We start from the raw sequence: 25,956 nt of genomic DNA, 5'->3' as shown, positions 1-25,956 counted from the left end.
CTCTTGACCTCCCCCCGGGCACAATGGGCCGTATGGCTCGCACGACACCTCCGTCCGGTACGGCCCACACCCACTTCGGTGGCGGTGCCGACCCGTTCCCGGATCTGCACCACCGCTGGGCCACCGCCGTCGCCGGTGCCCGGGGCGGCAGCGGCCCCGCCGACCCCGACCCGGCCCCGTACGCGGACAATCTGCTCGGCCGCTGGTCCGAGCCGCAGCGCCGGTACCACACCACCGGTCACCTCATCGCCGTACTGGACCGCATCGACGAGCTGGCCGTGCACGCGACGGACCTGGACGCCGGTGTCCCCGTGGACTGGGACGCCGTCCGCCTCGCCGCCTGGTTCCACGACGCGGTCTACCGGCCCGAACGCTCCGAGAACGAGGAGCGCAGCGCCGCCCTCGCCGAGCGCGCGCTGCCCGAGCTGGGCATCGACGACGCGTGTACGTCCGAGGTCGCCCGCCTCGTACGCCTCACCGCGGGCCACGACCCGGCCCCCGACGACCACAACGGCGCGGCCCTGTGCGACGCGGACCTGGCGGTCCTGGCCGGGGCGCCCGAGCAGTACGCGGCCTACGCCGCCGCCGTCCGCGAGGAGTACGGGTTCGTGCCGGACCGGGAGTTCCGCGCCGGGCGCGCCGAGGTGCTGCGGCACCTCCTGGACATGGCGAGCCTGTTCCGGACGCCGTACGGCAAGCAGCAGTGGGAGCGGGTGGCCCGCCGCAACCTGACCACCGAGCTGGAGCTGCTCACGACTGGGTAGCGGCGGCCGTCGTGGCACCGGCCGTACCCTGCGGCGCCGGCGGCCGGCCCGCGCGCCGCGCGCGCCGCAGGGCGCGGCCCTCGGCCCGGTACCAGCGGCACGCCACGACAGCCGCCAACGCGAGCTCGACGGCGTCGCCGCCGTAGTACATGACCTGCGAGGCCAGGTGCAGGTCGGCGGCACCGAAGGAGGTGCCGGGCGGGCCCGCCGCGTACAGGGACTTGGCGAGGACGGCGTGTGCCGTGCCCGCCGCCAGCAGCACACCGGCCCGCAGGCCGAAGCCGGGGCGGTGGCGTACGGGGTCCAGGGCGAGCAGTCCGAAGGAGAACGCGAGACCGGCGAGCAGGATGTGGACGTGCACGGCCGTGTTCAGCCAGGGGTTGTGGTGGCTGACCGACAGCAGCGGCGTGCGGTACAGCAGCCACAGCCCGCCGAAGTCGAGCAGGGCCGCCACCGGCGGCAACACCGGGAGCGCCGCCCAGCGCGAGCGGGTCAGGGCCACCAGGCCGCGGCGTACGGGGACGGGCGCGGTGCGCAGGGTCAGCGTCAGGGGACGGCCGAGCACCAGGAGCAGCGGCGCCACCATGCCCACGCACAGGTGCGTGAGCATGTGCGCGGTGAAGGGCGGCGCGGCGCCCCAGGGCTCGGCGACGCCCGCCACCAGGACGACACCGCCCGCGCAGAACAGCGCGTCGCGCCCGTACGGCCAGGCGTCACCGCGGGTGCGCAGCCGGGCCGCGGCGGCCAGGTAGGCGAGGCAGCCGAGGACGGCGGCGGCGGTGACGGCCGTGGTGAAGGACGGGGGCAGGGTGCTGCCGGACGCGCCGGACAGGGCGGATATGGCGGGCATGTCGGCCGGGACGGTCGTGGCAGGCGTCATCGGTTGCGGGAGGTGGTGGTCGGGGCGGTGTGCGACGACGTGGTGCGTGGAGGCTTACGGGAGGCGCGCACGAGCAGGAGTGCGCCGGTCACCAGGAGGAGTACGGCGATCCCGTTCCACGTCCAGTCGTACGGTGCCAGGTCCACGCCGTACCGGATCTGGTGGATGCCCAGCCCCTTGTGCTGGAACGTTCCGTCGTAGAGCTGGAACCCGCCCAGCCCCAGGCACAGCCCGCCCCACCACGCCCGGGGCACCAGCGTCCCGCGGCGTCGGACGTCCGCGTACAGGACCAGGCCCGCCACCATCGCGAGCCAGCTGCCCGCGTGGAACAGTCCGTCGGAGACCAGGCCGACGTCCGTGGTCGACTTGTCGTAGAAGTGGTGCCAGTGCAGCAGCTGGTGGAACACCGTCTCGTCGATGAACGCCGCGGTGCCGATGCCCGTCAGCACGCCGCTGACCACCGTCCTCGTACGCCTCATACGCACCTCCTTGCCGTGCACCTCATACGCACCTCCTTGCCGTACCCCTCATACGGGCCGCCTCGCCGTCGCGGGCCGGAGCCGGAGCCGAGGCCGGGTCCGGTACCGGACGGAGCCGCCGGGGTACCCCGGGCCGAAAGGGCGAAACGCCGCGGGGGCGCGACCCGGCCATCCGCCCGGAACCGCCCGGTACCGTTCCGGGACCGGCACCGCGGCCGGGAATGTCATGCGCATCAGCACTGTTCGTGCGTGACATGCAAGACCATCCCGATCGCACCCGCATGCCCCTAGCCGTCTACGTCCTCGGACTCTCCGTCTTCGCCCTCGGCACCAGCGAATTCATGCTGTCGGGCATCCTCCAGCCCCTGGCCCGGGACATGGGGGTGACCATTCCCCAGGCCGGTCTCCTGGTCTCCGCCTTCGCGATCGGCATGGTGGTCGGCGCGCCGGTGCTCGCCGGCGCCACCCTGCAACTGCCCCGCCGCACCACGCTGATAGCCCTGCTCACCGTCTTCGGGCTCGGGCAGGTCGCGGGCGCGGTGGCACCGTCGTACGGCGTGCTGTTCGTCTCCCGCGTGGTCAGCGCGCTGGCCTGCGCCGGGTTCTGGGCGGTCGGCGCGGCGGTCGCGGTGTCGCTGGTGCCGGTCACGGCACGCGCCAAGGCGATGGCCGTCATGGTCGGCGGGCTGAGCATCGCCAACATCGCGGGGGTGCCGGCCGGCGCGCTGCTCGGGCAGCACGCGGGCTGGCGGTCCGCCTTCTGGGCGGTGGCGGTCCTCTCGGCGATCGGCCTGGTCGGCGTGGTCGCGCTGGTGCCGCGGACGGCCGTACCGACCGGTGACGAGCGCCCCGTGCTCCGCCGCGAACTGAGCATCTACCGCGACAAGCAGGTCTGGCTGGCACTGATCGGCACCGCGCTGAACGGCGCCGCGGTCTTCGCGCTGTTCTCCTACCTGGCGCCGTTGCTGACCGACACGGCCGGGCTGGCCGAGGGCAGCGTGCCGACCGTACTGGCGCTGTTCGGTGTCGGCGCGCTGATCGGTACGTTCGTCGGCGGGCGGACAGCGGACGCGCACCCGTTCGGAACGATCATCGGGGGCATCGGCGCCTCGGCCACCGTGCTGACGCTGCTGGCCCTGACCGCGCAGAACTCCGTCGCCGCCGTCACCCTCTCGCTGCTGCTCGGCGTCACCGCGTTCGCCACCGCACCGGCCCTGAACGCCCGGATGTTCAACGTGGCGACCGCCGCGCCGACGCTGGCCGGCGCGACCACCACCTCCGCCTTCAACATGGGCAACACCCTCGGGCCGTGGCTCGGCGGGCTCGTCATCAGCGCGGGCTGGGGCTACCCGGCCGTCGCGTGGACGGCCGCGGCGCTCGCGGCGCTGGGCGTCGCCACCACACTCGTCGCCCTGCGGCTGCACCGGGCGAAGAACACCTCCCGCCTCGTCGCCTCCTCGGCGGGCGCGGCACAGCACACGGCGGCGCGCACGGGCGGGACCGCCGGGACGGTGGAGGCCGGGCACGCGACCGAGACCGCCAGGACGGTGCAAGCGGCGGGGACGGTGGAGGCAGCGGACCGGAGCTGAGGGCACACCGCGCCCGCCCCACCCCCTACAGGCCCGCCCGGCATCCCGGGCGGGCCTTCGCCGTAACCGCATCCGGACCCGGACCGCCCCAGACCCGCATCCGGACCCGGACCGACCCGGACTCGGACCGCCCCCGATCCCGATGCGGTACCGACGCGGCACCCCACCCGCCCCCTACTCCCTACGGGGCCCCGCTCCCCCGCTCCCTACTGCCCCACCGCCCCGCCCTCCCGGCTCTTCGGGCGGCGCAGGCCGGCCTGGCGCAGGAGGCGGACCAGCTCCTTGCTGCCGATCTCCAGCGCGCCCGCGCGCACCGCGTCCGCGTGCCGCTCCGCCGGTATGTCGTAGTGATCGCGGTCGAACGCCTTGCGGGGGCAGCCGATGCGCGCGGCGAAGGCGTGCAGTTCCTCGAACGAGGCGTCGCTGACGAGGTGGGACCACATCCGGCCGTGCCCGGGCCAGGTCGGCGGATCGATGTAGAGCGCCATGTCAGCCTCCCGCGGTGGCGCCCAGCGAGCCGACCCTGGCCACCGAGACCGCCGTCTTGGGGCAGACCCAGTGCGGGTCGGGGCCCAGCTCGGGCTCGACGTCGAGGGCGTGCGGATCGCCGCCGTGCAGGCACACGGGGCACAGCGGCCAGCGGCCGTAACGCTCCAGGAGCGCGTCCTGGACGTCCTGCGCTATCAGCCCGGCCACGAACTCGGCGCCCTCGGGCCACTGCTCCACCCACCATCGGCGGTGCGTCACGGAATCCTCGACCAGCGAGACGATCTCCGCGTCGGCGACTTCGCCCGCCACCAGGTCCGCGAGGACCAGCGCGCGGGCCGCGTGCAGTGCCTGTTCGAGCTCCATGCCCCCATTCTCTCCCGCACCACTGACAACCGCTCCGGCTGCCGCGCCCCCGGCCGCACACCGGCCGGACACCGGCCGGACACTGCCCGGTCGACGCCCGGACGGCACCCGACGGGTATTGACGCGGACCGCCTCTGAAATTACTTTCCAGCTGTGAGCCCCGACCTGAAGGAAACTTTCAAGGACTCCGGCGCCGCCGCACGGGCCGCCCCGAGCCCGCCCGCCCCCGCGGCCCTGGCCGCCAAGGTGCGCACGCTGGTGCCGTCCATGACCCGTTCCATGCAGCGGGTCGCGGAGGCCGTCGCGAGCGACCCGGCCGGCTGCGCCGCGCTCACCGTCACCGGCCTCGCGGAACGTACGGGCACCAGCGAGGCCACCGTCGTACGGACCTCGCGCCTGCTCGGCTACCCGGGCTACCGCGACCTGCGCATCGCGCTGGCCGCCCTCGCCACCCAGCAGGCCGCCGGCCGCGCACCCGCCGTCACCGCCGACATAGCGGTCGACGACGCGCTCCCCGACGTGGTCGCGAAGCTGGCCCAGGAGGAACAGCAGTGCCTGGCCGACACCGCGGCCGGTCTGGACCTGACGCAGCTGGAGGCGGCGGTCGGCGCGCTGGCCGCGGCCCGGCGCATCGACGTGTACGGCATAGGGGCCTCCAACCTCGTCGGCCAGGACCTGGTCCAGAAGCTGCTGCGGATCGGCCTGATCGCGCACGCCCACTCCGACCCGCACCTCGCGGTGACCAACGCGGTCCAGATGCGCGCCGGTGACGTGGCCATCGCGATCACCCATTCGGGGCGTACCACCGATGTCATAGAGCCGCTGCGGGTCGCCTTCGACCGGGGCGCGACGACCATCGCGATCACCGGCCGCCCGGACGGCGGCATCGCCTCGTACGCCGATCACGTCCTGACCACGTCCACGGCCCGGGAGAGCGAGCTGCGCCCCGCCGCCATGTCCTCGCGCACCAGCCAACTGCTGGTCGTGGACTGCCTGTTCGTGGGCGTCGCACAGCGTACGTACGAGACCGCGGCGCCCGCCCTGTCCGCTTCCTACGAAGCGCTCGCCCACCGCCACTCGCCCCGTACGCCCCACCGCTGACCCACCGGCCCGCCCACCGGCCGCACCGGGACCCCCGGTCCTGCCCGGTCCCGCCCGCCGCCTCCGCTCCCCCGTCGAGAGCCGTACGCGCCCCTGCCGAGCCGTACGCGCCCGGAAAGAGCCGCCACCGCCATGACCTCCCCCGCCGAGTACGCCCAGCTGCGCGCCCAGCTCGACACGCTCACCACCGAAGCCTTCCGGCCCGAACTCGCCGAGATCGACCGGCTGTCCACCCTGGAAATCGCCCGCACGATGAACGGCGAGGACACCACCGTCCCCGCCGCCGTCGCCGACCGGCTCCCGGAGATCGCCGCCGCCATCGACGCCACCGCCGAGCGGATGGCCCGCGGCGGCCGGCTGGTCTACGCGGGCGCGGGCACGGCCGGCCGCCTCGGCGTGCTGGACGCGAGCGAGTGCCCGCCCACCTTCAACACCGATCCGTCGCGGGTCGTGGGCCTGATCGCGGGCGGCCCCACCGCCCTGGTCGCCGCCGTCGAGGGCGCCGAGGACAGCAAGGAGCTGGCCGCCGCCGACCTGGACGCGCTGGGCCTGACCGCCGACGACACGGTGGTCGGCGTCTCCGCGTCCGGCCGCACCCCGTACGCGATCGGCGCCGTCGAACACGCCCGCGCGGCCCGCGGCGCGCTGACCGTCGGCCTGTCCTGCAACGCGGGCTCGGCGCTGGCCGCGGCCGCCGACCACGGCATCGAGGTCGTCGTCGGGCCCGAACTCCTCACCGGCTCCACCCGGCTGAAGGCCGGTACGGCGCAGAAGCTGGTCCTCAACATGCTCTCGACCATCACCATGATCCGGCTGGGCAAGACCTACGGGAACCTGATGGTGGACGTCCGCGCCTCCAACGAGAAGCTGCGGGCCCGCTCGCGCCGCATCGTGGCGCTGGCCACCGGCGCCGGGGACCCGGAGATCGAGGCCGCGCTCGCCGCCACCGACGGGGAGGTCAAGAACGCCATCCTGGTCGTCCTGGCCGGGGTCGACGGGCCGACGGCGGCCCGGCTGCTGGCCGACTCCCGCGGCCACCTCAGGGCCGCGCTGCACACCGCCCTGCACACCCCGCCCCTTCAGGACGGCTGACCGGCCGGGCCTTCCCGCCGCCGCCAGCCCGTCCCGGCACGTACGCACAGCAAGGCACCACATCACATGTCCGATGAGAAGAACCGCGCCACCGCCGCCGCGCTCCTCCCTCTGGTCGGCGGCGCCGCCAACGTCACGTCCGTCACCCACTGCATGACCCGGCTGCGCCTCGGCGTCGTGGACCGCTCGCTGGTCCGCGACGACGCCCTGAAGGCGCTGCCCGCCGTCCTGGGCGTGGTGGAGGACGACACGTACCAGATCGTGCTGGGACCGGGGACGGTCGCCCGCGTCACCCCGGAGTTCGCCGCCTTGGTCGAGGCCGGCCGCGACGCGTCCCCCGCCCTCGAAACCTCACCGCAGCCCTCACCGACAACACCTGACAGCACCGATCCCACCCCCACCCCCACTCCCACCCCCTCCACCGCCGAAGACCTGGCCGCCCAGGGCGCCGCCCTCAAAGCCCGCCGGAAGGCCAGGAACGCGACCCCGGTCAAACTCTTCCTCCGCCGGATCGCCGACATCTTCGTCCCGCTGATCCCCGCCCTCATCGGCTGCGGCATCATCGCCGGACTGAACGGCCTGCTGACCAACTTCGGCGTACTGCCCGCCCTCGTCCCGGCGCTGGCCGCCATCGCCTCCGGCTTCATGTCCCTGATCGCGGTCTTCGTGGGCCACAACACCGCGAAGGAGTTCGGCGGTACGCCCGTCCTGGGCGGCGCGGTCGCCGCGATCATCGTGTACGCGGGTGTCGCCCAGGTGAGCGCCTTCGGCCAGCAGCTCTCGCCGGGCCAGGGCGGGGTGCTCGGCGCGCTGGGCGCGGCGCTGCTCGCCGTCCAGGTCGAGAAGGCGTGCCGCCGGTACGTCCCCGAGGCGCTCGACGTCCTGGTCACGCCCACCGTGACCGTGCTGGTCTCCGGCCTGGTCACGCTCTTCGGCCTGATGTTCCTGGCCGGCGAGGTCGCCACCGCCATCGGTACGTGCGCGAACTGGCTGCTCGCCCACGGCGGCGCCGCGGCCGGTTTCCTGCTCGGCGGCCTCTTCCTGCCGCTCGTCATGCTCGGCCTGCACCAGGCCCTGATCCCCATCCACACCACGCTGATCGAGCAGCAGGGCTACACGGTCCTGCTGCCCATCCTCGCGATGGCCGGCGCCGGCCAGGTGGGCGCCGCCCTCGCGGTCTACTTCCGCCTGCCCGGCAACCGCTCGGTCCGCAGGACCGTCAGGTCCGCGCTGCCCGCCGGGTTCCTCGGTGTCGGCGAACCCCTCATCTACGGCGTCTCGCTGCCGCTGGGCCGCCCGTTCGTCACCGCCTGCGTGGGCGGTGCGTTCGGCGGCGGCTTCGTGGGCCTGTTCAACCAGCTCGGCACGACGGCCGGCTCCACCGCCATCGGCCCGTCGGGCTGGGCCCTGTTCCCCCTGCTCAAGGGCAACCAGTCCCTCGGCGCCACCCTCGTCGTCTACGCCCTCGGCCTGCTGATCGGCTACGTGGCCGGCTTCCTGGCGACGTACTTCTTCGGCTTCGGCAAGCAGGCGCTGGCGGACCTGAACGCCGCCACGGGGGCGCCGGGGGACGGCGCCCAGCGGCTGAGGCCGGACGGCGCGGGAGGCTAGGCCGTCCCCGCCCCCACCGTCTCGCGGCGTCCGGGCGCCGTCGGCGTGTCCGGCCAGCACTCCACCCCCGTCAGATCCGGCATCCGGGAGCGGGTGAACACCGGGTCGAGGCCGGAGCGGCGCTGGGCCGTGTAGTCGTCCAGGAGGCGGAAGGCGATGGCCGAGAGGGGGATGATGGCCAGGAGGTTGATGAGGGCCATGAGGCCCATGAAGACGTCGGCGAGGTTCCAGATGACGCCGACCGAGCCCAGCGCGCCGAGGAAGACGACCGCGAGGACGAGGGCGCGGTAGACGGGCAGGACCCAGGCGCGCCGCGTCATGAAGCCGATGTTGGACTCGCCGTAGTAGTAGTTCCCGATCATGGAGCTGAAGGCGAGCAGGAAGACGACCGCCGTCAGCACGTGACCGGCCCAGCCGCCGAGCGTGTCGGTCAATGCGGACTGGGTGAGGTCGGCGCCCTGCCGGCCGCCCAGTTCCGGGGTGGTCGTCAGGATGATGAAGGCGGTCATCGAGCAGATCAGCAGGGTGTCGAAGAAGACACCGAGGGACTGGACGAGCCCCTGCTTGACCGGATGGGTGACCTCGGCGGCGGCGCCCGCGTTCGGTGCCGAGCCCAGGCCCGCCTCGTTGGAGAACATGCCGCGCCGGACACCCTGCTGGATCGCCGCGCCGATCCCGCCGGCCGCCAGCTCCTTGAAGCCGAACGCGCCGCCGACGATGTCGCCGAAGACCCGCGGCAGGTCACCGAGGTTGAGGAGGACGACGGCGGTGCCCAGCAGCAGGTAGACGACGGCCATGACCGGTACGAGAACGGTCGTGACGGAGGTGATGCGGCGGACGCCGCCGCAGATCGCGACGCCCAGCAGGACGGCCAGCAGCAGGCCGACCGCCGGGGCGAACCACGACGACCCGCTGCCGGAGACGGACCCGGAGGCGACCGAGGTGATCGTGTTGGACTGTACGGCGTTGAAGACGAACCCGAAGGTCACGGTGATGGCGACCGCGAACAGCACGCCGGGCCAGCGTTTCCCGAGCCCGCGCTGCATGTAGTAGGCGGGGCCGCCCCGGTACGTACCCGAAGGGGTGCCGTCCCCGTCCTTGCCGTCGCGGACCTTGTAGAGCTGGGCCAGCGCCGACTCGACGAACGCCGAGGCGCCGCCGACGAGGGCCATCACCCACATCCAGAACACCGCGCCGGCGCCGCCCAGGGTGATGGCGGTGGCGACGCCCGCGATGTTGCCCGTACCGACCCGCGCGGCCGCCGAGATGGTGAAGGCGCCGAAGGACGAGACCGGTTTGGTGCCGTCCGCCCTGGGCTGCGACTTGTCCTTGAGCACGCGCAGCATCTCCGGGAAGAGCCGCAGCTGCACGGCCCGGGAGCGGACCGTGAAATACAGGCCGGCGCAGACCACCAGCGGTATCAGCAGGTAGGTCCAGAGACCGTCGTTGACGGCGACGATCAGGGAATCGAGCGTGCTCATGGGGCGTCCTTGCGGGGCGTCCGGGGTACGGGGACGGCCATCGCGGAAGATCACCTTCCGGTGAGGCTCCGAGAAGTATGGCCGCCATGCCCATACCAGGACCAGCGCCGCCTTACATGCCGAATCTCACAGAAACTGACATACCGGCGGCGACGGTGTGTCCGGGCGGCCGCCCCGCCCGGCCCTCACATGGCGCAGCCGTGCAGCCCGCCGTCCACCACCAGGTCCTGCCCGTTGACGTACGACGCCTCGCCGGACGCCAGGAAGGCCACCGCGTCGGCGATCTCCTCGGGCCGCGCGAACCGGCCCGCCGCCGTCTGCGCCCGCAGCTTCTCCGCCTCCGCCACGCCGATGTCCGAGCCCGCGAACATCGGCGTCTCGACGTAGCCGGGGCTGACCGAGTTGACGCGGATCCGGCGCCCGGCGAGCGCCGCCGCGAGCGTCCTGGCGAGGTTGAGCGCGGCGGCCTTGGTCGCGGAGTGAAGGGTGGCGTCCGCCTGCCCGCGTTGCACCAGCGACGAGGCGTTGATGACCACCACGCCGCCGTCCCGCAGCAGCGGGAGCGCCCGCTGGACGGTGAAGAAAACGCCCTTGAAGTTCACGCCGACCGCCTGGTCGAAGTCGGCCTCGGTGATCTCCTCGAAGGGCGCGGCGGCGTACCGGCCCGCATTGGCGAAGATGATGTCGAGGTGCCCGAAGCGGTCGCGCACCGCCTCGACCGCGGCGTCCAGGTCGGCGACGGAGGCCGTGTCGGCCCGTACGCCGAACACCCGGTCCGCCGCGGCACCGGCCGCCCACTGCCCCGCCCCCGTCGCATCCGCAACGGTTGCTTCGCCGCCCGTCACCGCCTCCCGCGCCTGCTCCCTCAGGTGCGCCACGGCAGTGTCGAGGCGGCGCTCGTCGCGGCCGCACACCACTACCCGCGCGCCGTCCGCGAGCAGCCGCCGCGCGGCTGCCAGGCCCACTCCGCTGCTGCCGCCGGTGACCAGGGCGACGGTGTCCGCGGTGAACCGGTCCGGTCGGGCGGTCTGCCCGTTTCGAGTCGTCATGGGGCGATCGTGCCCCGTCGGGCCGGGGGCGACGCAAGGACCGGCGTACGGAAGGACGTACCGGAGACCGCACCGCGAACGCCGCTGGGGCGGCACCCCCTGGGAGGAGGAGTGCCGCCCCAGCGACCTGAGGACAGATGATCCGGGAGGATCAGAAGTCCATGTCACCGCCCGGCATGCCGCCCGGAGCGCCGCCCGCGGCGGCCTTCTCCGGCTTGTCGGCGATGACGGCCTCGGTGGTCAGGAACAGCGCGGCGATCGACGCGGCGTTCTGCAGCGCGGAGCGCGTGACCTTGGCGGGGTCGATGATGCCCTCGGCGATCATGTCGACGTACTCGCCGGTCGCGGCGTTCAGACCGTGGCCGACGGCCAGGTTGCGCACCTTCTCCACCACGACGCCGCCCTCGAGGCCGCCGTTGACGGAGATCTGCTTCAGCGGGGCCTCCAGGGCCAGCTTCACAGCGGCGGCACCGGTGGCCTCGTCACCCTCCAGCTCCAGCTTCTCGAAGACCGAGGAGGCCTGCAGCAGGGCGACGCCACCGCCGGCGACGATGCCCTCCTCGACGGCCGCCTTCGCGTTGCGAACGGCGTCCTCGATGCGGTGCTTGCGCTCCTTGAGCTCGACCTCGGTGGCGGCACCGGCCTTGATGACGGCCACGCCGCCGGCCAGCTTCGCCAGACGCTCCTGGAGCTTCTCGCGGTCGTAGTCCGAGTCGCTGTTCTCGATCTCGGCGCGGATCTGGTTGACGCGGCCCTGGACCTGCTCGCTGTCACCGGCACCGTCGACGATGGTGGTCTCGTCCTTGGTGATGACGACCTTGCGGGCGCGGCCCAGCAGGTCGAGACCGGCGTTCTCCAGCTTGAGGCCGACCTCCTCGGAGATGACCGTGCCACCGGTGAGGATGGCGATGTCGCCGAGCATGGCCTTGCGGCGGTCGCCGAAGCCCGGGGCCTTGACGGCGACGGACTTGAAGGTGCCGCGGATCTTGTTGACGACCAGGGTCGACAGGGCCTCGCCCTCGACGTCCTCGGCGATGATCAGCAGCGGCTTGCCCGACTGCATGACCTTCTCCAGCAGCGGAAGGAGGTCCTTCACGTTGGAGATCTTCGAGTTGACGATGAGGATGTACGGGTCGTCGAGCGACGCCTCCATACGCTCCATGTCGGTGGCGAAGTACGCCGAGATGTAGCCCTTGTCGAAGCGCATACCCTCGGTGAGCTCCAGCTCCAGACCGAAGGTCTGGGACTCCTCGACGGTGATGACGCCTTCCTTGCCGACCTTGTCCATGGCCTCGGCGATCAGCTCGCCGATCTGGGTGTCGGCGGCGGAGATGGAGGCGGTCGAAGCGATCTGCTCCTTGGTCTCCACGTCCTTGGCCTGCTCCAGCAGGGCGGCGGAGACGGCCTCGACGGCACGCTCGATGCCGCGCTTGAGGGCCATCGGGTTGGCGCCGGCGGCCACGTTGCGCAGGCCCTCGCGGACCAGGGCCTGGGCCAGGACGGTCGCGGTCGTCGTGCCGTCACCGGCGACGTCGTCCGTCTTCTTCGCGACCTCCTTGACCAGCTCGGCGCCGATCTTCTCGTACGGGTCCTCGAGCTCGATCTCCTTGGCGATGGAGACACCATCGTTGGTGATCGTGGGGGCGCCCCACTTCTTCTCGAGGACGACGTTGCGGCCCTTGGGGCCAAGGGTGACCTTGACGGCGTCGGCGAGCTGGTTCATCCCGCGCTCGAGACCGCGCCGTGCCTCCTCGTCGAACGCGATGATCTTGGCCATGTGAAGTGGTCCTCCCGGACTGGGGTCCCCCCGGACTGCGTCTGGGGGAGGGTGGATACTCCGGACCGCGCTGGCGCCCGCGACGGACGGTTCACGAGCCGGTGGTTCCTTGCCCCACCTGCCCGCGGACCTCACCGAGTCGGTCCTTAGCTGTCACTCTCACTCGTAGAGTGCTAACGCAATGATTAGCACTCGGCCCCTTAGAGTGCAAGCGGCTTCGCAGAAGCCTCGTATAGGGGTGGCGGCCGGGCGACGGGAGGGCGCAAGCGCGTCGGCGGGAGCCATCCCCATCGAGTCCAGGTGTCAAACCGGGCGCGGCCCGATGACCTGGCACTCCCCCGCATCGGCCCCCGCCCCACCCAAACACAGAAGGCCCGCGCCCCCCGCAGGGGACGCGGACCTTCGTACGCAGCAGTCGGTCGGCGCTTCAGCCGGCCACGCGGACCATGTCCGCCTGCGGCCCTTTCTGGCCCTGCGAGATCTCGAACTCGACCCGCTGACCCTCCTCAAGGGTGCGGTAACCGTCCATCTGGATCGCGCTGTAGTGGACGAATACATCCGCACCACCGTCGACCGCGATGAAGCCGTACCCCTTCTCCGCGTTGAACCACTTGACGGTGCCCTGAGCCATGCCTAACTCCCCTATTACTGGCCCTTGCACAGGACCGCACTCCGCGGACCCGGGTCAGACCTCACCCCCGACAGGAGGGGGTGTGCGCCGGAACGCGTCGACCGCCGCTGAATGTATCTGTCCAACTGCCCAGCGCAACAGGTCAGTCGGACGAGAATTCTTCTCGCGAACAATCGTAAATATACGAAGAAAAGCCCATACGTCAGGGCAAGTCGGGCCGGGCAAAGCTCACCAACACGACAAAACATGTCCACACTTCGCGCACAACTTGCCGGGCCTTCATCGGCGTTCGGCGTGCGCTGGACGAGGAATCACCACAACTGTATCGCCTTTAACAACACGGAATCGCCCCGTCCGCTTCATGGCGGAGGGGGCGATTCCAGCCGTTGGCCCCGGGAAGGGCCGAAAAAGATCGTTACGGCGTCCCAGGCGGCCGGCTCAGCAGCCGCCGGCCACCGCCGGGATGATCGAGACGCCCGCGCCGTCCGGCGTCGGCGTCGCCAGGCCCTGCTCGAAGCGCACGTCGTCGTCGTTGACGTAGACGTTCACGAAGCGGCGCAGCTTGCCGGTGTCGTCCAGGACACGGGCCGCGATACCGGCGTGGTTCCGCTCCAGGTTCTCGATGACCTCGGAGAGGGTCGCGCCCTCGGCGGCGACCTCGGCCTGGCCGTCGGTGTAGGTGCGCAGGATGGTCGGGATGCGGACGTTGACGCTCATGGTGTGCTGCCTTCCAGATCGCGGGAGGGTGCGGAGGGGCGCGGGCGCGGGCGTACCGATGGCCGCGGGGGCGGACGGAGGTACGCCGGCGCGCGCTGATGGGTACGGATGCGCGTCGACGGGTGCGGTCGCGTACCGACGCGTATCGGTGTGTGCCGACGCGTGCCGGTGTGCGCCGACGCGTACGGGTGCGCGCGACCGCGTACGGGTGTGTACGGCCGCGCGCGGCGGTCAGCCCGCCAGGCCGGCGGCGCGGAACGCTTCCAGGCTCGGGCGGATGGTGGCCGAGGGCCCGGTCGTGGGCGCCACGGCGTCCAGCGTCTTGAGCCCGTCGCCGGTGTTGAGCACGACGGTGGTCAGCGCCGGGTCGAGCAGCCCGTTCTCGATCAGCTTCTTCGTCACGCCCACGGTCACGCCGCCGGCGGTCTCGGCGAAGATGCCCTCCGTACGGGCCAGCAGCTTGATCGCGTCGACCACCTGCTCGTCGTCGACGTCCTCGACCGCGCCGCCGGTGCGCCGGGCGATGTCGAGCACGTACGGGCCGTCGGCCGGGTTGCCGATGGCCAGCGACTTGGCGATGGTGTCCGGCTTCTGCGGCCGTACGACGTCGTGGCCCGCCTTGAAGGCGGTGGAGACCGGGGAACAGCCCTCGGCCTGGGCACCGAAGATCTTGTACGGCTTGTCCTCGACCAGGCCGAGCGCGATCAGCTCCTTCAGCCCCTTGTCGATCTTCGTGAGCTGGGAGCCGGAGGCGATCGGGATGACGATCTGGTCCGGCAGCCGCCAGCCGAGCTGCTCGCAGATCTCGTACGCGAGGGTCTTGGAGCCCTCGCCGTAGTACGGGCGCAGGTTGACGTTGACGAAGCCCCAGCCCTCGCCGAGCGGGTCGCCGATCAGTTCCGAGCAGAAGCGGTTGACGTCGTCGTAGGTGCCCTCGATGCCGACCAGCTCGCCGCCGTAGACCGCGGCCATGACGACCTTGCCCGCCTCCAGGTCGTGCGGGATGAACACGCAGGAGCGGAAGCCGGCCCGGGCCGCCGCCGCGCCGACCGCCCCGGCGAGGTTGCCGGTGGAGGAGCAGGACAGGGTGGTGAAGCCGAAGGCGCGGGCGGCCTCGACGGCGATGGCGACGACGCGGTCCTTGAAGGAGTGCGTCGGGTTGCCGGAGTCGTCCTTGACGTACAGGCCGCCGGTGACGCCCAGCTCACGGGCCAGGTTGTCGGCCTTGACCAGCTTGGTCAGGCCGGGGTTGAGGTTGGGCTTGTCCGCGACGTCGGCCGGGACGGGCAGCAGCGGCGCGTACCGCCAGATGTTGTTGGGGCCCGCCTCGATCCGCTCGCGCAGACCCTCGGGGTCGCCGGCCGGCAGGTCGTACGCCACTTCCAGCGGCCCGAAGCAGGACACGCAGGCGAAGATCGGTCCGAGGTCGAAGCGCTCGCCGCACTCGCGGCAGGACAGGGCGACGGCGGGGCCGAGGGAGACGCTGGTGGACGGGGTGCTTTCGACGGACTGCACAGCCATGGAGGCGAGGCCCTTTCTCCTCATCTTCCTCGCGACGCATCTCGCCGCGAGACGGAATTGGCACCTTCCCGAGCCGGGAGCCTCGCGGGCCGCACACACTGTGCGGCGACGGAGACCGGCTGGAGGGTTGCCGGGGCTTCAACGGGCCGTGTCCCTCTGCCCCTCTGGATGAGCGGTATGGCGCTGGGCCGGAGCCCAGGCGTTTGTCGCGCCGACCCCGGCATGTCCGGGGCGTTCGCGTTGTTCAAGACTGTAACCGAAGGGCCGGGCGGTCGAGACAGCCGTCCGCACCGCGAGATGGATCACATTCGCTGGTCCGGGAACGAAGGAGACGCGCACGTGCTGGAAGAGGTGGAGCGCTGGCTGGCCGGCCGGTCCTGGTCGGCCGTGGACCGCCCGCTCGACCGGCTGCTGGCCGCGAAGCGCGAGACGGGACAGACGGTCTCCGTCGTGCTGCCCGCGCTCGACGAGGAGGCGACGGTCGGGGCGATCGTCGAGGCGATCCGTACGGGGCTGATGACGCCGTCGGTGCCGCTCGTCGACGAGCTGGTGGTGCTGGACTCCGGTTCCACGGACGGTACGGCCAAGGTCGCGGCCGAGGCGGGCGCGCGGGTCGTCCACCGGGACGAGGTGCTGCCGCGGCTGCCCGCGCTGCCCGGCAAGGGCGAGGTGCTGTGGCGCTCCCTGCTGGCGACCGGCGGTGACATCGTCTGCTTCGTCGACGCCGACCTGCGCGAATTCGACCCGGGCTTCGTCTCCGGGATCGTCGGCCCGCTGCTGACCGACCCGGACGTGCAGTTCGTCAAGGGCATGTACGACCGTCCGCTCGGCGAGGCGGCGGGCCAGGGCGGCCGGGTCACCGAGCTGGTCGCCCGGCCGCTGCTGAACCTGCACTGGCCGCAGCTCGCCGGGTTCGTGCAGCCGCTCGGCGGGGAGTACGCGGCCCGCCGGTCGCTGCTGGAGCGGCTGCCGTTCCCGGTGGGTTACGGCGTGGAGCTGGGCCTGCTGGTCGACGCGCTGCACACGGTGGGGCTGGACGCGCTGGCGCAGGTGGACATCGGTGTGCGCAAGCACCGCCATCAGAGCGGCCAGGCGCTCGGCAGGATGGCGGCGGCCATCTACCGCACCGCGCAGCTGCGGCTGGCCCGCGGCCATCTGGTGCGCCCGCGGCTGACCCAGTTCGAGCGCGGTGAGACCGGTTTCGTGCCGCGCACCTGGGACGTGGACACCGAGGAGCGGCCGCCGATGGCGGAGATACCGGAGTACGCGGAGCGCCGGGCGGCGTGACGCCGCCGGTCCGGAGCCCGGTTCCGGCGCGGCGTGAACCGTGACGTTCCGCCTCCGCTCCGCACGTTTGAGCGGATGGGTGGCGGGCTAGTCTCGCAACATGGTTTCCGAGCGTTCTGGTGCCAAGGTTCTCGTCGCGTCCAACCGCGGTCCGGTCTCGTACACGAAGGGGGACGACGGCGCGCTGACCGCGAAACGCGGTGGTGGCGGGCTGGTCTCCGGGCTCTCCGCGATCGGCCCGGACGCGGGTGCGGTGTGGGTGTGCGCCGCCCTGGGCGACGGCGACCGCGCGGCCGCCCGCCGCAGCGGCGGCCACCTGGACCCCGCCGACACGGGCGGCCAGCCCGTACGCATGCTGGACATCCCCGCCGACGTCTTCACCGACGCCTACAACGGCATCGCGAACTCGGTGCTGTGGTTCGTCCACCACATGCTCTACCAGACGCCGCTGGAGCCCTCCTTCGACGACGCGTTCCGCGCGCGGTGGGCGTCGTACGAGGCGTACAACGCGGCCTTCGCGGACGCGCTCGCCGACGAGGCCGCGCCCGGCGCCGTGGTGCTCGTGCAGGACTACCACCTCACGCTGGTGCCGGGGCTGCTCCGCGCCCGCCGCCCCGACCTGCGCATCGGCCACTTCTCCCACACGCCGTGGGCGCCCGCCGACTACTTCCGGATGCTGCCGGACGACGTGGCCGAGGCGGTGCTGCTCGGGATGCTGGGCGGCGACCGCGCCGCGTTCCTGACGCGGCGCTGGGCCGAGGCGTTCGCGGAGTGCTGCGTGGCGGTGCTGGGCGCCGAGGTGACGCGCGACGGGGACGGCGGGCTGAGCATCGTCCACGAGGGCCGGACGACGCGGCTCGGCGTGCACGGTCTGGGCGCGGACGCGGAATTCCTGCGGGAGCGGGCGCACCGGCCCGACGTGGACGAGCGGCTGGCGGCGCTGCGCGAGCAGATCGGCGGGCCGGACCGGAAGACGATCGTCCGGGTGGACCGTACGGAGCTGTCCAAGAACATCGTGCGCGGGCTGCGCGCCTACCGGGCGCTGCTGGCCGGCCACCCCGAGTGGCGCGAACGGGTCGTGCACGTCGCGTTCGCCTACCCCTCCCGCCAGGACCTGGAGGTCTACCGCGCCTACACGGACGAGGTCGGGCGGCTGGCCGAGGAGATCAACGAGGAGTACGGCACCCCGGGCTGGCAGCCGGTCGTGCTGCACGTGAAGGACGACTTCGCGCGGTCGCTGGCCGCCTACCGGATCGCCGACGTGGCGCTGGTCAACCCGATCAGGGACGGGATGAACCTGGTCGCCAAGGAGATCCCGGTGATCTCCGAGGCGGGCTGCGCGCTGGTGCTGTCCCGGGAGGCCGGGGCCTACGCGGAGCTGGGCGAGGACGCGGTCTGCGTCAATCCGTACGACGTCTCGGCCACGGCACGCGCGCTGCACGAGGCGCTGTCCATGGAGGACGGCGAGCGGGCCGAGCGCACGAAGCGGCTGGCCGCCGCGGCCACCGCGCTGCCGCCGGACCGGTGGTTCCTCCAGCAGCTGCGGGCGCTGGAGCAGTAGCGGCGCCGGGGCCCGGGAGGGCCCCGGCCGCGTCCGTCAGGCGGGCGCCCCCAGCCGGTCCGCGAGGGCGTGCAGCAGCGCGACGACACCCGTCGGGCCGTCGACGACCAGGTCCGCCCAGCCCGCCAGCTCGGCGACCTCCGCGCTGCCGCTGCACACCAGCACCCCGGTCAGGCCGTCCGACCGCAGCTTGTCCACGGCGGAGTAGGCGGCGAGGTCGCCGAGGTCGTCGCCCCCGTACAGGACGGTGGTGGCGCCGGTCTCCCGTACGTACTCGGCGAGCGCGACGCCCTTGTCCATGCCGGGCGGCCGCAGTTCGAGGACGTACCGGCCGGGCTCGACGATCAGGCCGTGCCGCTCGGCGAGCGCGTACAGGGGCTCGCGCAGCAGCTCGAAGGCGGCCTGCGGGTCCTCGGCCCGGCGGGTGTGCACGGCGATGGCGCGGCCCTTGTCCTCCACCCAGGAGGCGTGCCAGGCGCCCAGCTTGTCCAGGACGCCGGGAAGTTCGGCCTGTACGGCGGCGACGCCGGGCGGCGGCGCGGGCGCCCGTACCGTGCCGGTGGCCGCGTCCCAGCGCTCGGCGCCGTAGCCGCCGAGGACCACCAGCCGCTCCAGGCCCGGCGCGTCCGTGAAGCCGCCGAGACGGACCGCGACGCCGGCCGGGCGGCCGGTGATGACCACCAGGGAGCACAGCCGCGGCGCGAGGCGGGCCAGCGCGGCCACGGCGCCGGGGTGGGCGCGGGCCTTTTCGGGGTCGGGCACGATGTCGGCGAGCGTGCCGTCGAAGTCGAGAGCGAGCACGGCTCGGCCGGGGCTGTCCAGCAGCGCGGCGAGACCGTCCCGGCCCGCTGCGGTGACCGGTGTCGGCAAGGAGTTCGGGGGCTGCCCATGACGACGACATTACCGGTCGCGCGCGGGCGGGTGCCGGGTACGGGTGTATCGGCGGCGGACCGGCGTCACCGGCGGCCGTGCGGCCGCGCCCACGGCTGACGCTCAGCGGCGGCCGCGCCGGGCCTCGCGGACGCGGCGCAGCCGGTTGACCGTGACCGGGTCGTGGGCGAGCGCCCGCGGGTCGTCCAGCAGCGCGTTCAGCAGCTGGTAGTAGCGGGTCGGCGAGATGCCGAGCCGCTCGCGGATGACCCGCTCCTTGGCGCCCGGCCGGGGCCAGGAGCGGCGCTCGACGCCGAGCACCGCCTCGTCCTGCGGGGACAGTGCTCCTATGCCACCGCCTCCGGTGCCGCCGTCGGTGCCGTCGCTCGTCATCACCCGTCCACGATAAGGCCGCGGTACGACAATCCCCCGCCGACGGCCCGGGGCCGGTGGCGGGGGCCGGGGGCCCCGGGGGTGCCGGGGCGCGCGGCGGCTCACTTGGCGGTGTTGTCCGCCTCGTTGGCCGTGTTCTGGATGTCGCTGAGCACGCCGGCCGGGTTGCCGTTGGCGCCCACCGCCTTGCCCATCTTCGCCTTGACGGTCTTGCTGACCAGCGGCCACGAGGTCTTGTCCGCCGGGTAGAACTCGGCGGTGGCCAGCTGGCTCAGGAAGCTGTGCAGCTTGGCGTACTTGCTGTCGGCGAGCATCGCCTGGGACCCGGAGGTGGTCACGGGCAGCAGCCCGTAGCCGCCGGAGAAGTCCATGACGTTCTTCTCGCTGTAGACGAAGTCCAGGAACTTGCCGACCTGGCCGCGGTGCCCGTTCTGCTTGAACGCCGTCATCCAGTCGGCGACGCCCATGGTGGCCTTGGCCTTGCCGGCGGGGCCCGGCAGCTCGACGGTGCCGTACTCGACGCCCTTGGCCTCGGCCTGCTTCATCAGGGTGGGGTGGCCGTTGAGCATCCCCACGTCACCGGCCGCGAAGGCGTCGAACGCGTCCTGACGGTTGAGCTTGGCCGGGTCGACGCCGGTCAGACCCGGGCCGACCAGGTCCTTCTTCAGCCATTCGAAGGTCTTGACGTTCTCACGCGAGTCGATCGTGTACTTGCCGATGTTGTCGGTGTAGCCGCCGCCACCACTGAGCATCCACATCAGCGTCTCGGCCTGCGTCTCCTCCGGGCCGAGCGGCAGCGCGTACGGCATCTTCACGCCCTTGGCCTTGAGCTTGGCCGCGTCGGCCGCGATCTGCGCCCAGGTCTCGGGCGGGTCGGTGATGCCCGCCTCGGTGAAGAGCTTCTTGTTGTAGAACAGGCGGCGGGTGCTGGCGCCGAAGGGCATCCCGTACTGGCGGCGCTGGTACTCCCCGCCTGGGCGAGGGCGGGGACGAAGTCGGCCTGGACGGGGATGCTGAGCAGCTGGTCGGCGCCGTAGAGCTTGCCCTCGGCCGCGTAGTCGGCGTACGCGCCGATCTGTGCCATGTCCGGCGCCTTACCGGACTTGACCAGGTCCTCGACCTTTTTGTCGACGTCCTTCCAGCTGTAGACCGAGACGTCCACCTTGATGCCCGGGTTCTTCTTCTCGAAGTCCTTGACCAGCTTGTCCCAGTAGTGCTGGGAGGAGTTCGCCTCGTTGTCGCCGTAGTCCGCCGCGATGAGCTTGAGCGTGACGTCGCCACCGTCGCCCGTACCGCTGCCGCAGGAGGACAAGGAGAGCGTCATGGCCGTGGTGAGTCCCGCTGCCGCCAGGCTCAAGTACCGCCGCTGCACTGCCATTACCGCCTTTTGTCCCGAATGTTCCGTGCTTGCCGGGGAATGCCCGGTGGCTTCAGAGGTCCACCCTCAACCGGCATGAACAACGAGTCTCCCCCGTTTACCCACACAAGGTCTACACCACCCCTCATTTCGCTTGCGTATCGCCTGTCACACACGCAGGTCACGGCGGTACGGCAGCGGCCGTACGGAACGGAACCACTCCGCCTCCCGACAAGCGGAACCACTACCTCCATCGGCTGCCGGTACGCCGGACGCACGAGCGGAACCACGCCATCCCGCGAGTGGACTAGACCTTTCATGGCCGATCGCGCGAAACTGTCCCCGTGAGACACGTCATCGCCCTTGATGTGGGCGGCACCGGAATGAAGGCCGCCCTGGCAGGCGCGGACGGCACACTGCTCCACGAGGCACGGCGCCCCACCGGCCGCGAACGCGGCCCGGAAGCGGTCGTCGCCTCGATCCTGGACTTCGCCGAGGAACTGCGCGAAACCGGACGGCAGCGGTTCGGCGGCACCGCCGCGGCGGCCGGCGTCGCCGTCCCCGGCATCGTCGACGACGCGCGCGGCATCGCCGCGTACTCCGCCAACCTGGGCTGGCGCGACGTCCCCCTGCGCGCCCTGCTCTCCGAGCGCCTGGGCGGCGTCCCGGTCGCCCTCGGCCACGACGTCCGCACCGGCGGCCTCGCCGAGGGCCGGATCGGCGCGGGCCGCGGCGCCGACCGCTTCCTCTTCGTACCGCTGGGCACCGGCATCGCCGGCGCCATCGGCATCGAGGGCCGCATCGAGGCGGGCGCCCACGGCAGCGCGGGCGAGATCGGCCACATCGTCGTACGGCCCGACGGCCCCGAGTGCGGCTGCGGCCAGCGCGGCTGCCTGGAGACACTGGCCTCGGCCGCCGCCGTCGGCCGCGCCTGGGCCGAGGCCTGCGGCGACCCGCGGGCCACCGCCGCCGACGCCGCCAAGGCCGTCGAGTCCGGCGACGCCCGCGCGCGGGCCGTCTGGCAGGACGCGGTGGACGCCCTCGCCGCCGGCCTGGTCACCTCGCTCACCCTGCTCGACCCGCACACGCTGATCATCGGCGGCGGGCTGGCCGAGGCGGGCGACACGCTGTTCGAGCCGCTGCGTGCGGCGGTCCGCTCCCGGGTGACCTTCCAGCGGCTCCCCCTGATCGTTCCGGCTGCGCTCGGGGACGCCGCCGGCTGCCTGGGCGCGGGTCTGCTCGCCTGGGATCTTCTCTCCACGGAGGTAACTGCCTGATGCCGCTGCAACAGTCCGGGGACAGCGCCCCGAACCCCCGGCGCACCGTCCTGACCGGCGCCCGGGTCGCCCTGCCGTCCGGCGTGGCCGACGCGGGCCTGGTGGCCTTCGAGGGCACCCGCGTCACCGACGCGGCGGACGCCGCCGGGGCGGACGCCCCGGCCCCCGGCGACCAGGTGATCGACCTGACCGGCCACCTCGTCGTCCCGGGCTTCGTCGACATCCACGTGCACGGCGGTGGCGGCGGCTCCTTCTCGTCCGCCGACCCCGAGGAGTGCCTGACGGCGATCCGTACCCACCGGCGGCGCGGCACCACCACCCTGCTCGCCTCGACCGTCACCGGCGACCTGGACGACCTGTCCCGGCAGGCCGCCGTCCTGTCCGAGCTGACCGAACAGGGCGAGCTGGCCGGCGTCCACTTCGAGGGCCCGTTCATCTCCCCGCACCGCTGCGGCGCCCACCAGCCGGGCCTGCTGCGCGACCCCGACCCGGCGGACGTGCGCAAGCTCGTCGACGCCGCGCGCGGCACCGCGAAGATGATGACGCTGGCGCCCGAGCTGCCCGGCGGCCTGGACTCCGTACGGCTGCTCGCGGACGCCGGCGTGATCGCCGCGATCGGCCACACCGACTCCTCGTACGACGCGACCCGCGAGGCCATCGACGCGGGCGCCACCGTGGCCACTCACCTCTTCAACGCGATGCCCCCGCTCGGGCACCGCGCGCCGGGGCCGATCGCCGCGCTCCTGGAGGACGAGCGGATCACCGTCGAGCTGATCAACGACGGTACGCACCTGCACCCCGCGGTCCTGGAGATGGCCTTCCGGGACGCGGGTGCGGACCGGGTCGCCTTCATCACCGACGCGATGGGCGCGGCCGGCATGAACGACGGCATGTACCCGCTCGGCCCGATGACCGTCGAGGTCAAGGACGGTGTCGCCCGTATCGCCGACGGCCCCACCGCCGGTTCCATCGCGGGCTCCACGCTCACCCTCGACCGCGCCTTCAAGCGCGCGCTCACGATCGACGGACTGACCGTCGCGCAGGCCGTACAGGCGCTGTCCGGCAACCCGGCCCGGCTGCTCGGCGTCGCCGACCGCACCGGCTCGATCGAGGCGGGCAAGGACGCGGACCTGGTCATCCTGGACGCCGCGTACGACCTGGTGGGCGTGGTGCGGCGCGGGGAATGGGTGGTGCGGCCGGCGGGGGTGTGAGGCGGCGTACGGGACTGCGGGGCGGAGGTTTGGGGGGCGTACGGACGGCGTACGGGACAGCGGGGCGACGCAGTACGAGGCGGCGTTCAGGACAGCGGGGCGGCACGCCTGCGCCTGAGTGACCTGAGCGACGCACGGTAGGGCCGAACGGGCTCCGGCACGTGCCACATGGCCGGTTCGGAGTGCCCGGACCGGTGCAGACCGTGCGGCGGTCGGCCCAAGGGCTGGGCCAACCACCGCTCGCGATGGCATGATCGCTGCGCACTCGCGCGCCAGCGCACCGGTCCGTCCCGTACGGACCCACCGGCCGCCGGCCCGGTGTGCCGCCGTCTGTCCACGTACGTTCCGGGGAGGGGGAACCATGATCCTCACGGTCACGCTGAACGCAGCCCTCGACATCACCTACCGCGTGCCCCGGCTCCAGCCGCACTCCACGAACCGCGTCACCGAGGTCTCCGAGCGCCCGGGCGGCAAGGGCCTGAACGTCGCCCGGGTCCTGACCGCGCTCGGCCACCGGGCGGTCGCCACCGGCTTCGCGGGCGGCGGCACCGGCGACGCGCTGCGCTCGCTGCTCGCCCAGGAGACCTCGGTGACCGACGCGCTGGTCCCGGTCGGCGGCGCGACCCGGCGCACCGTCGCCGTCGTGGACGAGTCCACCGGCGACACCACCCAGCTCAACGAGCCGGGCCCGGTCGTCACGCCCGCCGAGTGGGACGCGTTCATGTCCACCTACCGCGAACTGCTCTCCGGCGCACGGGCGGTGGCCCTGTGCGGCAGCCTCCCGCCGGGCGTCCCCGTCGACGTCTACGCGCGACTGACCCGCGCCGCCCGTACGGCGGGCGTACCCGTCCTCCTGGACACCAGCGGCGAGCCGCTGCGCCGCGGCCTGGCCGCCCGCCCCGACCTCGCCAAGCCCAACGCCGACGAACTGGCCGCCCTCACCGGCTCCACCGAACCGCTGCGCGCGGCCCGCGACGCCCGCCGCCGCGGCGCCCACACGGTGGCCGCCTCCCTGGGCGCCGACGGCATGCTCGTGGTCACCGCGGACGGCGCCTGGCAGGCCGCCCCGCCCCGCCGCATCGCCGGCAACCCGACCGGCGCCGGCGACTCCGCGGTGGCCGGCCTGCTCTCCGGCCTGGTCGAGGACCTGCCCTGGCCGGCCCGCCTGGCGCGCGCGGTGGCCCTGTCGGCGGCTACGGTACGGGCTCCGGCGGCCGGGGAATTCGACCGGGACACGTACGAAGAGCTGCTGGGGCGGGTGACGGTGACGGAGCATCCGGTGGCGGCGTAGGGGCGCGCAGGGAGCGTGGGGGCGCAGGGGCCGTGGCGAGGTGAGAGCCGTGGCGGCCTCTTGTGAGTGCCACCGAGTGCTGCTGCGGCGTGCCGCCGAGCGCCGCGTCTCAGCGCCGCACGTGCCCCGCCTTGAGGTAGACCCGGTCGAGGTTGACCTCGCACTGGTCGCCCTGCTCGCAGGAGATCTTGATGGTGTTGGTGCCCTTGTTGAGGGTGATCCACCGGAACGTGGTCGTCCAGCCCTTGTCCCAGGCGCCCTCGGCGCCGTGCGCGAAGTTCGACATGTTGATCTGGTCGGGCTTGCCGCCGTTCACCCCGAGGGACGTCTTCATGTCCTTGCCCGGCACGCCGTAGTCGACGAGCAGGGTGTACTCACCGCTCTTGGGGACGTCGACCGACCAGGTGGCGGAGGCGCCGACCTTGTTCAGCGACACGTAGGCGCCGTTCGCCGCCTTGGCGCCCGGCACGGACTTGTCGGTGCTCGCCTCCGGGCTGAGCGAGAGCGACGCCGCGGCCTCCTTCGGCAGCGGTCCCTGGGACGGCTTGCCGGACGGCTTGTCGCTGGGCTTGACGGACTCGCCGGCCGTCGGGGTCGGGTCGGCGCCGCCCGCTTCGTCCTTCTTCTCACCGTTGCTGTTGGTGATCATGGCCACGCCGATGCCGATGCAGACCACCGCGACGACCGAGACCGCGCCGATCAGCAGCCCCTTGTGGTTGCGCCGGGGCGCGCCGCCGTTGCCGTGGCCCGGGGGCGGGCCCTGGCGGGCGTTGTCGCCGCCCGGGAGCGTCTCGGGGGCCGCGTAGTGGGCGTTCTGCTGCCCGTACGGCGGCTGGTTCTGCTGACCGTACGGCGGCTGCTGCGCGGGGACCTGCTGCTGGCCGTACTGCCGCTGGCCGTACTGGCGCTCGCCGACCGTACGCACCTGGTTGTACGACGCACGCGGTACGCCCGGCCGGCGCGCTGCCGAGCCGTCGCCCGCCGCGCCCTGCGCGCCGCCCTCGCCGCCCTCGGAGCGGTAGAGGTGGGCGAACGGGTCGTCGTCCTCGGGCGTGCCCGCACCGTTGTTGCCGGCCGTCATTCCGTGTCACTCCCCAGCGGTCTGTGCGAGATGGCTGTGCTGATCTTCGGGCCCCCGGCGGCGCCCCGCCGCATCGGCGCAGCC

Annotated in this window: 23 protein-coding genes, 1 pseudogene and 1 riboswitch; of the genes and pseudogenes, 10 read left to right on the top strand and 14 right to left on the bottom strand. The window is 72.8% G+C overall.

Features of this window, described 5'->3' with window-relative positions; translation table 11 throughout:
* Nucleotides 1-32: 32 nt before the first annotated feature.
* A complete protein-coding gene (locus ACEXOX_RS28740) occupies nt 33-764 on the top strand; it encodes a hypothetical protein (protein WP_406524045.1) in 732 nt (243 codons plus the stop codon).
* On the opposite strand, the gene ACEXOX_RS28735 is transcribed toward ACEXOX_RS28740, so the two are convergent.
* Nucleotides 751-1,614, bottom strand: a complete 864-nt coding sequence (locus tag ACEXOX_RS28735; protein WP_406524044.1) for a cytochrome c oxidase assembly protein — start codon at nt 1,612-1,614, stop codon at nt 751-753. The two genes, ACEXOX_RS28740 and ACEXOX_RS28735, sit on opposite strands and share 14 nt — an antisense overlap.
* A gap of 26 nt (nt 1,615-1,640) precedes the next feature.
* Nucleotides 1,641-2,123: a DUF2243 domain-containing protein gene (locus ACEXOX_RS28730; protein WP_406524043.1), complete on the bottom strand. Its 483-nt coding sequence runs from the start codon at nt 2,121-2,123 to the stop codon at nt 1,641-1,643.
* Nucleotides 2,124-2,404: 281 nt separating this feature from the next.
* Here ACEXOX_RS28730 and ACEXOX_RS28725 point away from each other — a divergent pair, with 281 nt between their 5' ends.
* Nucleotides 2,405-3,712, top strand: a complete 1,308-nt coding sequence (locus tag ACEXOX_RS28725) for a Cmx/CmrA family chloramphenicol efflux MFS transporter (protein WP_406524042.1) — start codon at nt 2,405-2,407, stop codon at nt 3,710-3,712.
* 206 nt (nt 3,713-3,918) lie between these two features.
* Here the strand turns inward: ACEXOX_RS28725 and ACEXOX_RS28720 are convergent, their stop codons facing one another.
* A complete protein-coding gene (locus ACEXOX_RS28720; RefSeq protein ID WP_406524041.1) occupies nt 3,919-4,200 on the bottom strand; it encodes a DUF4031 domain-containing protein in 282 nt (93 codons plus the stop codon).
* A gap of 1 nt (nt 4,201) precedes the next feature.
* A complete protein-coding gene (locus ACEXOX_RS28715; protein ID WP_406524040.1) occupies nt 4,202-4,564 on the bottom strand; it encodes a hypothetical protein in 363 nt (120 codons plus the stop codon).
* A gap of 153 nt (nt 4,565-4,717) precedes the next feature.
* Here ACEXOX_RS28715 and ACEXOX_RS28710 point away from each other — a divergent pair, with 153 nt between their 5' ends.
* From ACEXOX_RS28710 to ACEXOX_RS28700, 3 genes are all read left to right on the top strand, one after another.
* Nucleotides 4,718-5,665, top strand: coding sequence for a MurR/RpiR family transcriptional regulator (locus ACEXOX_RS28710; protein ID WP_406524039.1), 948 nt, complete (start codon nt 4,718-4,720; stop codon nt 5,663-5,665).
* Between the two features lie 132 nt (nt 5,666-5,797).
* Complete coding sequence (gene murQ / locus ACEXOX_RS28705) at nt 5,798-6,757, top strand: N-acetylmuramic acid 6-phosphate etherase (protein WP_406524038.1); 960 nt, start codon at nt 5,798-5,800, stop codon at nt 6,755-6,757.
* A gap of 66 nt (nt 6,758-6,823) precedes the next feature.
* Entirely contained in the window at nt 6,824-8,368 is a 1,545-nt protein-coding gene (locus ACEXOX_RS28700; protein WP_406524037.1) for a PTS transporter subunit EIIC, read from the top strand.
* On the opposite strand, the gene ACEXOX_RS28695 is transcribed toward ACEXOX_RS28700, so the two are convergent.
* The 6 genes from ACEXOX_RS28695 to thrC form a co-directional block, all read right to left on the bottom strand.
* Entirely contained in the window at nt 8,365-9,849 is a 1,485-nt protein-coding gene (locus ACEXOX_RS28695) for an alanine/glycine:cation symporter family protein (RefSeq protein WP_406524036.1), read from the bottom strand. The two genes, ACEXOX_RS28700 and ACEXOX_RS28695, sit on opposite strands and share 4 nt — an antisense overlap.
* 185 nt (nt 9,850-10,034) lie before the next feature.
* A complete protein-coding gene (locus ACEXOX_RS28690; protein WP_406524035.1) occupies nt 10,035-10,898 on the bottom strand; it encodes an SDR family NAD(P)-dependent oxidoreductase in 864 nt (287 codons plus the stop codon).
* A gap of 151 nt (nt 10,899-11,049) precedes the next feature.
* A complete protein-coding gene (gene groL / locus ACEXOX_RS28685; protein ID WP_030254570.1) occupies nt 11,050-12,675 on the bottom strand; it encodes a chaperonin GroEL in 1,626 nt (541 codons plus the stop codon).
* Nucleotides 12,676-13,102: 427 nt separating this feature from the next.
* Nucleotides 13,103-13,306: a cold-shock protein gene (locus ACEXOX_RS28680; protein WP_003986833.1), complete on the bottom strand. Its 204-nt coding sequence runs from the start codon at nt 13,304-13,306 to the stop codon at nt 13,103-13,105.
* A gap of 438 nt (nt 13,307-13,744) precedes the next feature.
* Nucleotides 13,745-14,023, bottom strand: a complete 279-nt coding sequence (locus ACEXOX_RS28675) for a MoaD/ThiS family protein (protein WP_406524034.1) — start codon at nt 14,021-14,023, stop codon at nt 13,745-13,747.
* Between the two features lie 231 nt (nt 14,024-14,254).
* Nucleotides 14,255-15,544 carry a threonine synthase gene (thrC, locus tag ACEXOX_RS28670; RefSeq protein ID WP_406524033.1) on the bottom strand — a complete coding sequence of 430 codons (1,290 nt, stop codon included), beginning with the start codon at nt 15,542-15,544 and terminating at the stop codon, nt 14,255-14,257.
* Nucleotides 15,545-15,561: 17 nt separating this feature from the next.
* A riboswitch (SAM riboswitch) is annotated at nt 15,562-15,719 on the bottom strand.
* A gap of 164 nt (nt 15,720-15,883) precedes the next feature.
* Between thrC and ACEXOX_RS28665 the strand changes: the two genes are divergently transcribed.
* Both ACEXOX_RS28665 and ACEXOX_RS28660 read left to right on the top strand, forming a co-directional pair.
* Nucleotides 15,884-16,831, top strand: coding sequence for a glucosyl-3-phosphoglycerate synthase (locus tag ACEXOX_RS28665; RefSeq protein WP_406524032.1), 948 nt, complete (start codon nt 15,884-15,886; stop codon nt 16,829-16,831).
* Between the two features lie 100 nt (nt 16,832-16,931).
* Nucleotides 16,932-18,392 (top strand): trehalose-6-phosphate synthase, encoded by a 1,461-nt coding sequence (locus ACEXOX_RS28660; protein ID WP_406524031.1) that lies wholly within the window; start codon nt 16,932-16,934, stop codon nt 18,390-18,392.
* A gap of 36 nt (nt 18,393-18,428) precedes the next feature.
* Here ACEXOX_RS28660 and otsB read toward each other — a convergent pair whose 3' ends face one another.
* The 3 genes and pseudogenes from otsB to ACEXOX_RS28645 all read right to left on the bottom strand — a co-directional run bounded on the left by otsB (nt 18,429) and on the right by ACEXOX_RS28645 (nt 21,027).
* Nucleotides 18,429-19,262, bottom strand: coding sequence for a trehalose-phosphatase (gene otsB / locus ACEXOX_RS28655; RefSeq protein WP_406524030.1), 834 nt, complete (start codon nt 19,260-19,262; stop codon nt 18,429-18,431).
* A gap of 123 nt (nt 19,263-19,385) precedes the next feature.
* A complete protein-coding gene (locus ACEXOX_RS28650) occupies nt 19,386-19,655 on the bottom strand; it encodes a DUF3263 domain-containing protein (protein WP_030022305.1) in 270 nt (89 codons plus the stop codon).
* Nucleotides 19,656-19,756: 101 nt separating this feature from the next.
* Nucleotides 19,757-21,027: pseudogene (locus tag ACEXOX_RS28645) on the bottom strand (extracellular solute-binding protein).
* Nucleotides 21,028-21,356: 329 nt separating this feature from the next.
* Here ACEXOX_RS28645 and ACEXOX_RS28640 point away from each other — a divergent pair.
* The 3 genes from ACEXOX_RS28640 (at nt 21,357) to ACEXOX_RS28630 (ending at nt 24,791) form a co-directional block, all read left to right on the top strand.
* Nucleotides 21,357-22,289, top strand: a complete 933-nt coding sequence (locus ACEXOX_RS28640; protein ID WP_406524029.1) for an ROK family protein — start codon at nt 21,357-21,359, stop codon at nt 22,287-22,289.
* Complete coding sequence (gene nagA / locus ACEXOX_RS28635) at nt 22,289-23,500, top strand: N-acetylglucosamine-6-phosphate deacetylase (RefSeq protein ID WP_406524028.1); 1,212 nt, start codon at nt 22,289-22,291, stop codon at nt 23,498-23,500. The genes ACEXOX_RS28640 and nagA overlap by 1 nt, the downstream gene beginning before the upstream one ends.
* A 361-nt stretch (nt 23,501-23,861) precedes the next feature.
* A complete protein-coding gene (locus ACEXOX_RS28630; RefSeq protein WP_406524027.1) occupies nt 23,862-24,791 on the top strand; it encodes a 1-phosphofructokinase family hexose kinase in 930 nt (309 codons plus the stop codon).
* 109 nt (nt 24,792-24,900) lie between these two features.
* Here ACEXOX_RS28630 and ACEXOX_RS28625 read toward each other — a convergent pair whose 3' ends face one another.
* Nucleotides 24,901-25,872: a carbohydrate-binding protein gene (locus tag ACEXOX_RS28625; RefSeq protein ID WP_406524026.1), complete on the bottom strand. Its 972-nt coding sequence runs from the start codon at nt 25,870-25,872 to the stop codon at nt 24,901-24,903.
* Between the last annotated feature and the right edge of the window lie 84 nt (nt 25,873-25,956).

Source organism: Streptomyces sp. Ac-502, assembly GCF_045222935.1.
GTDB lineage: Bacteria > Actinomycetota > Actinomycetes > Streptomycetales > Streptomycetaceae > Streptomyces > Streptomyces monomycini.
This window is presented reverse-complemented; position numbering and strand designations above follow the sequence as displayed.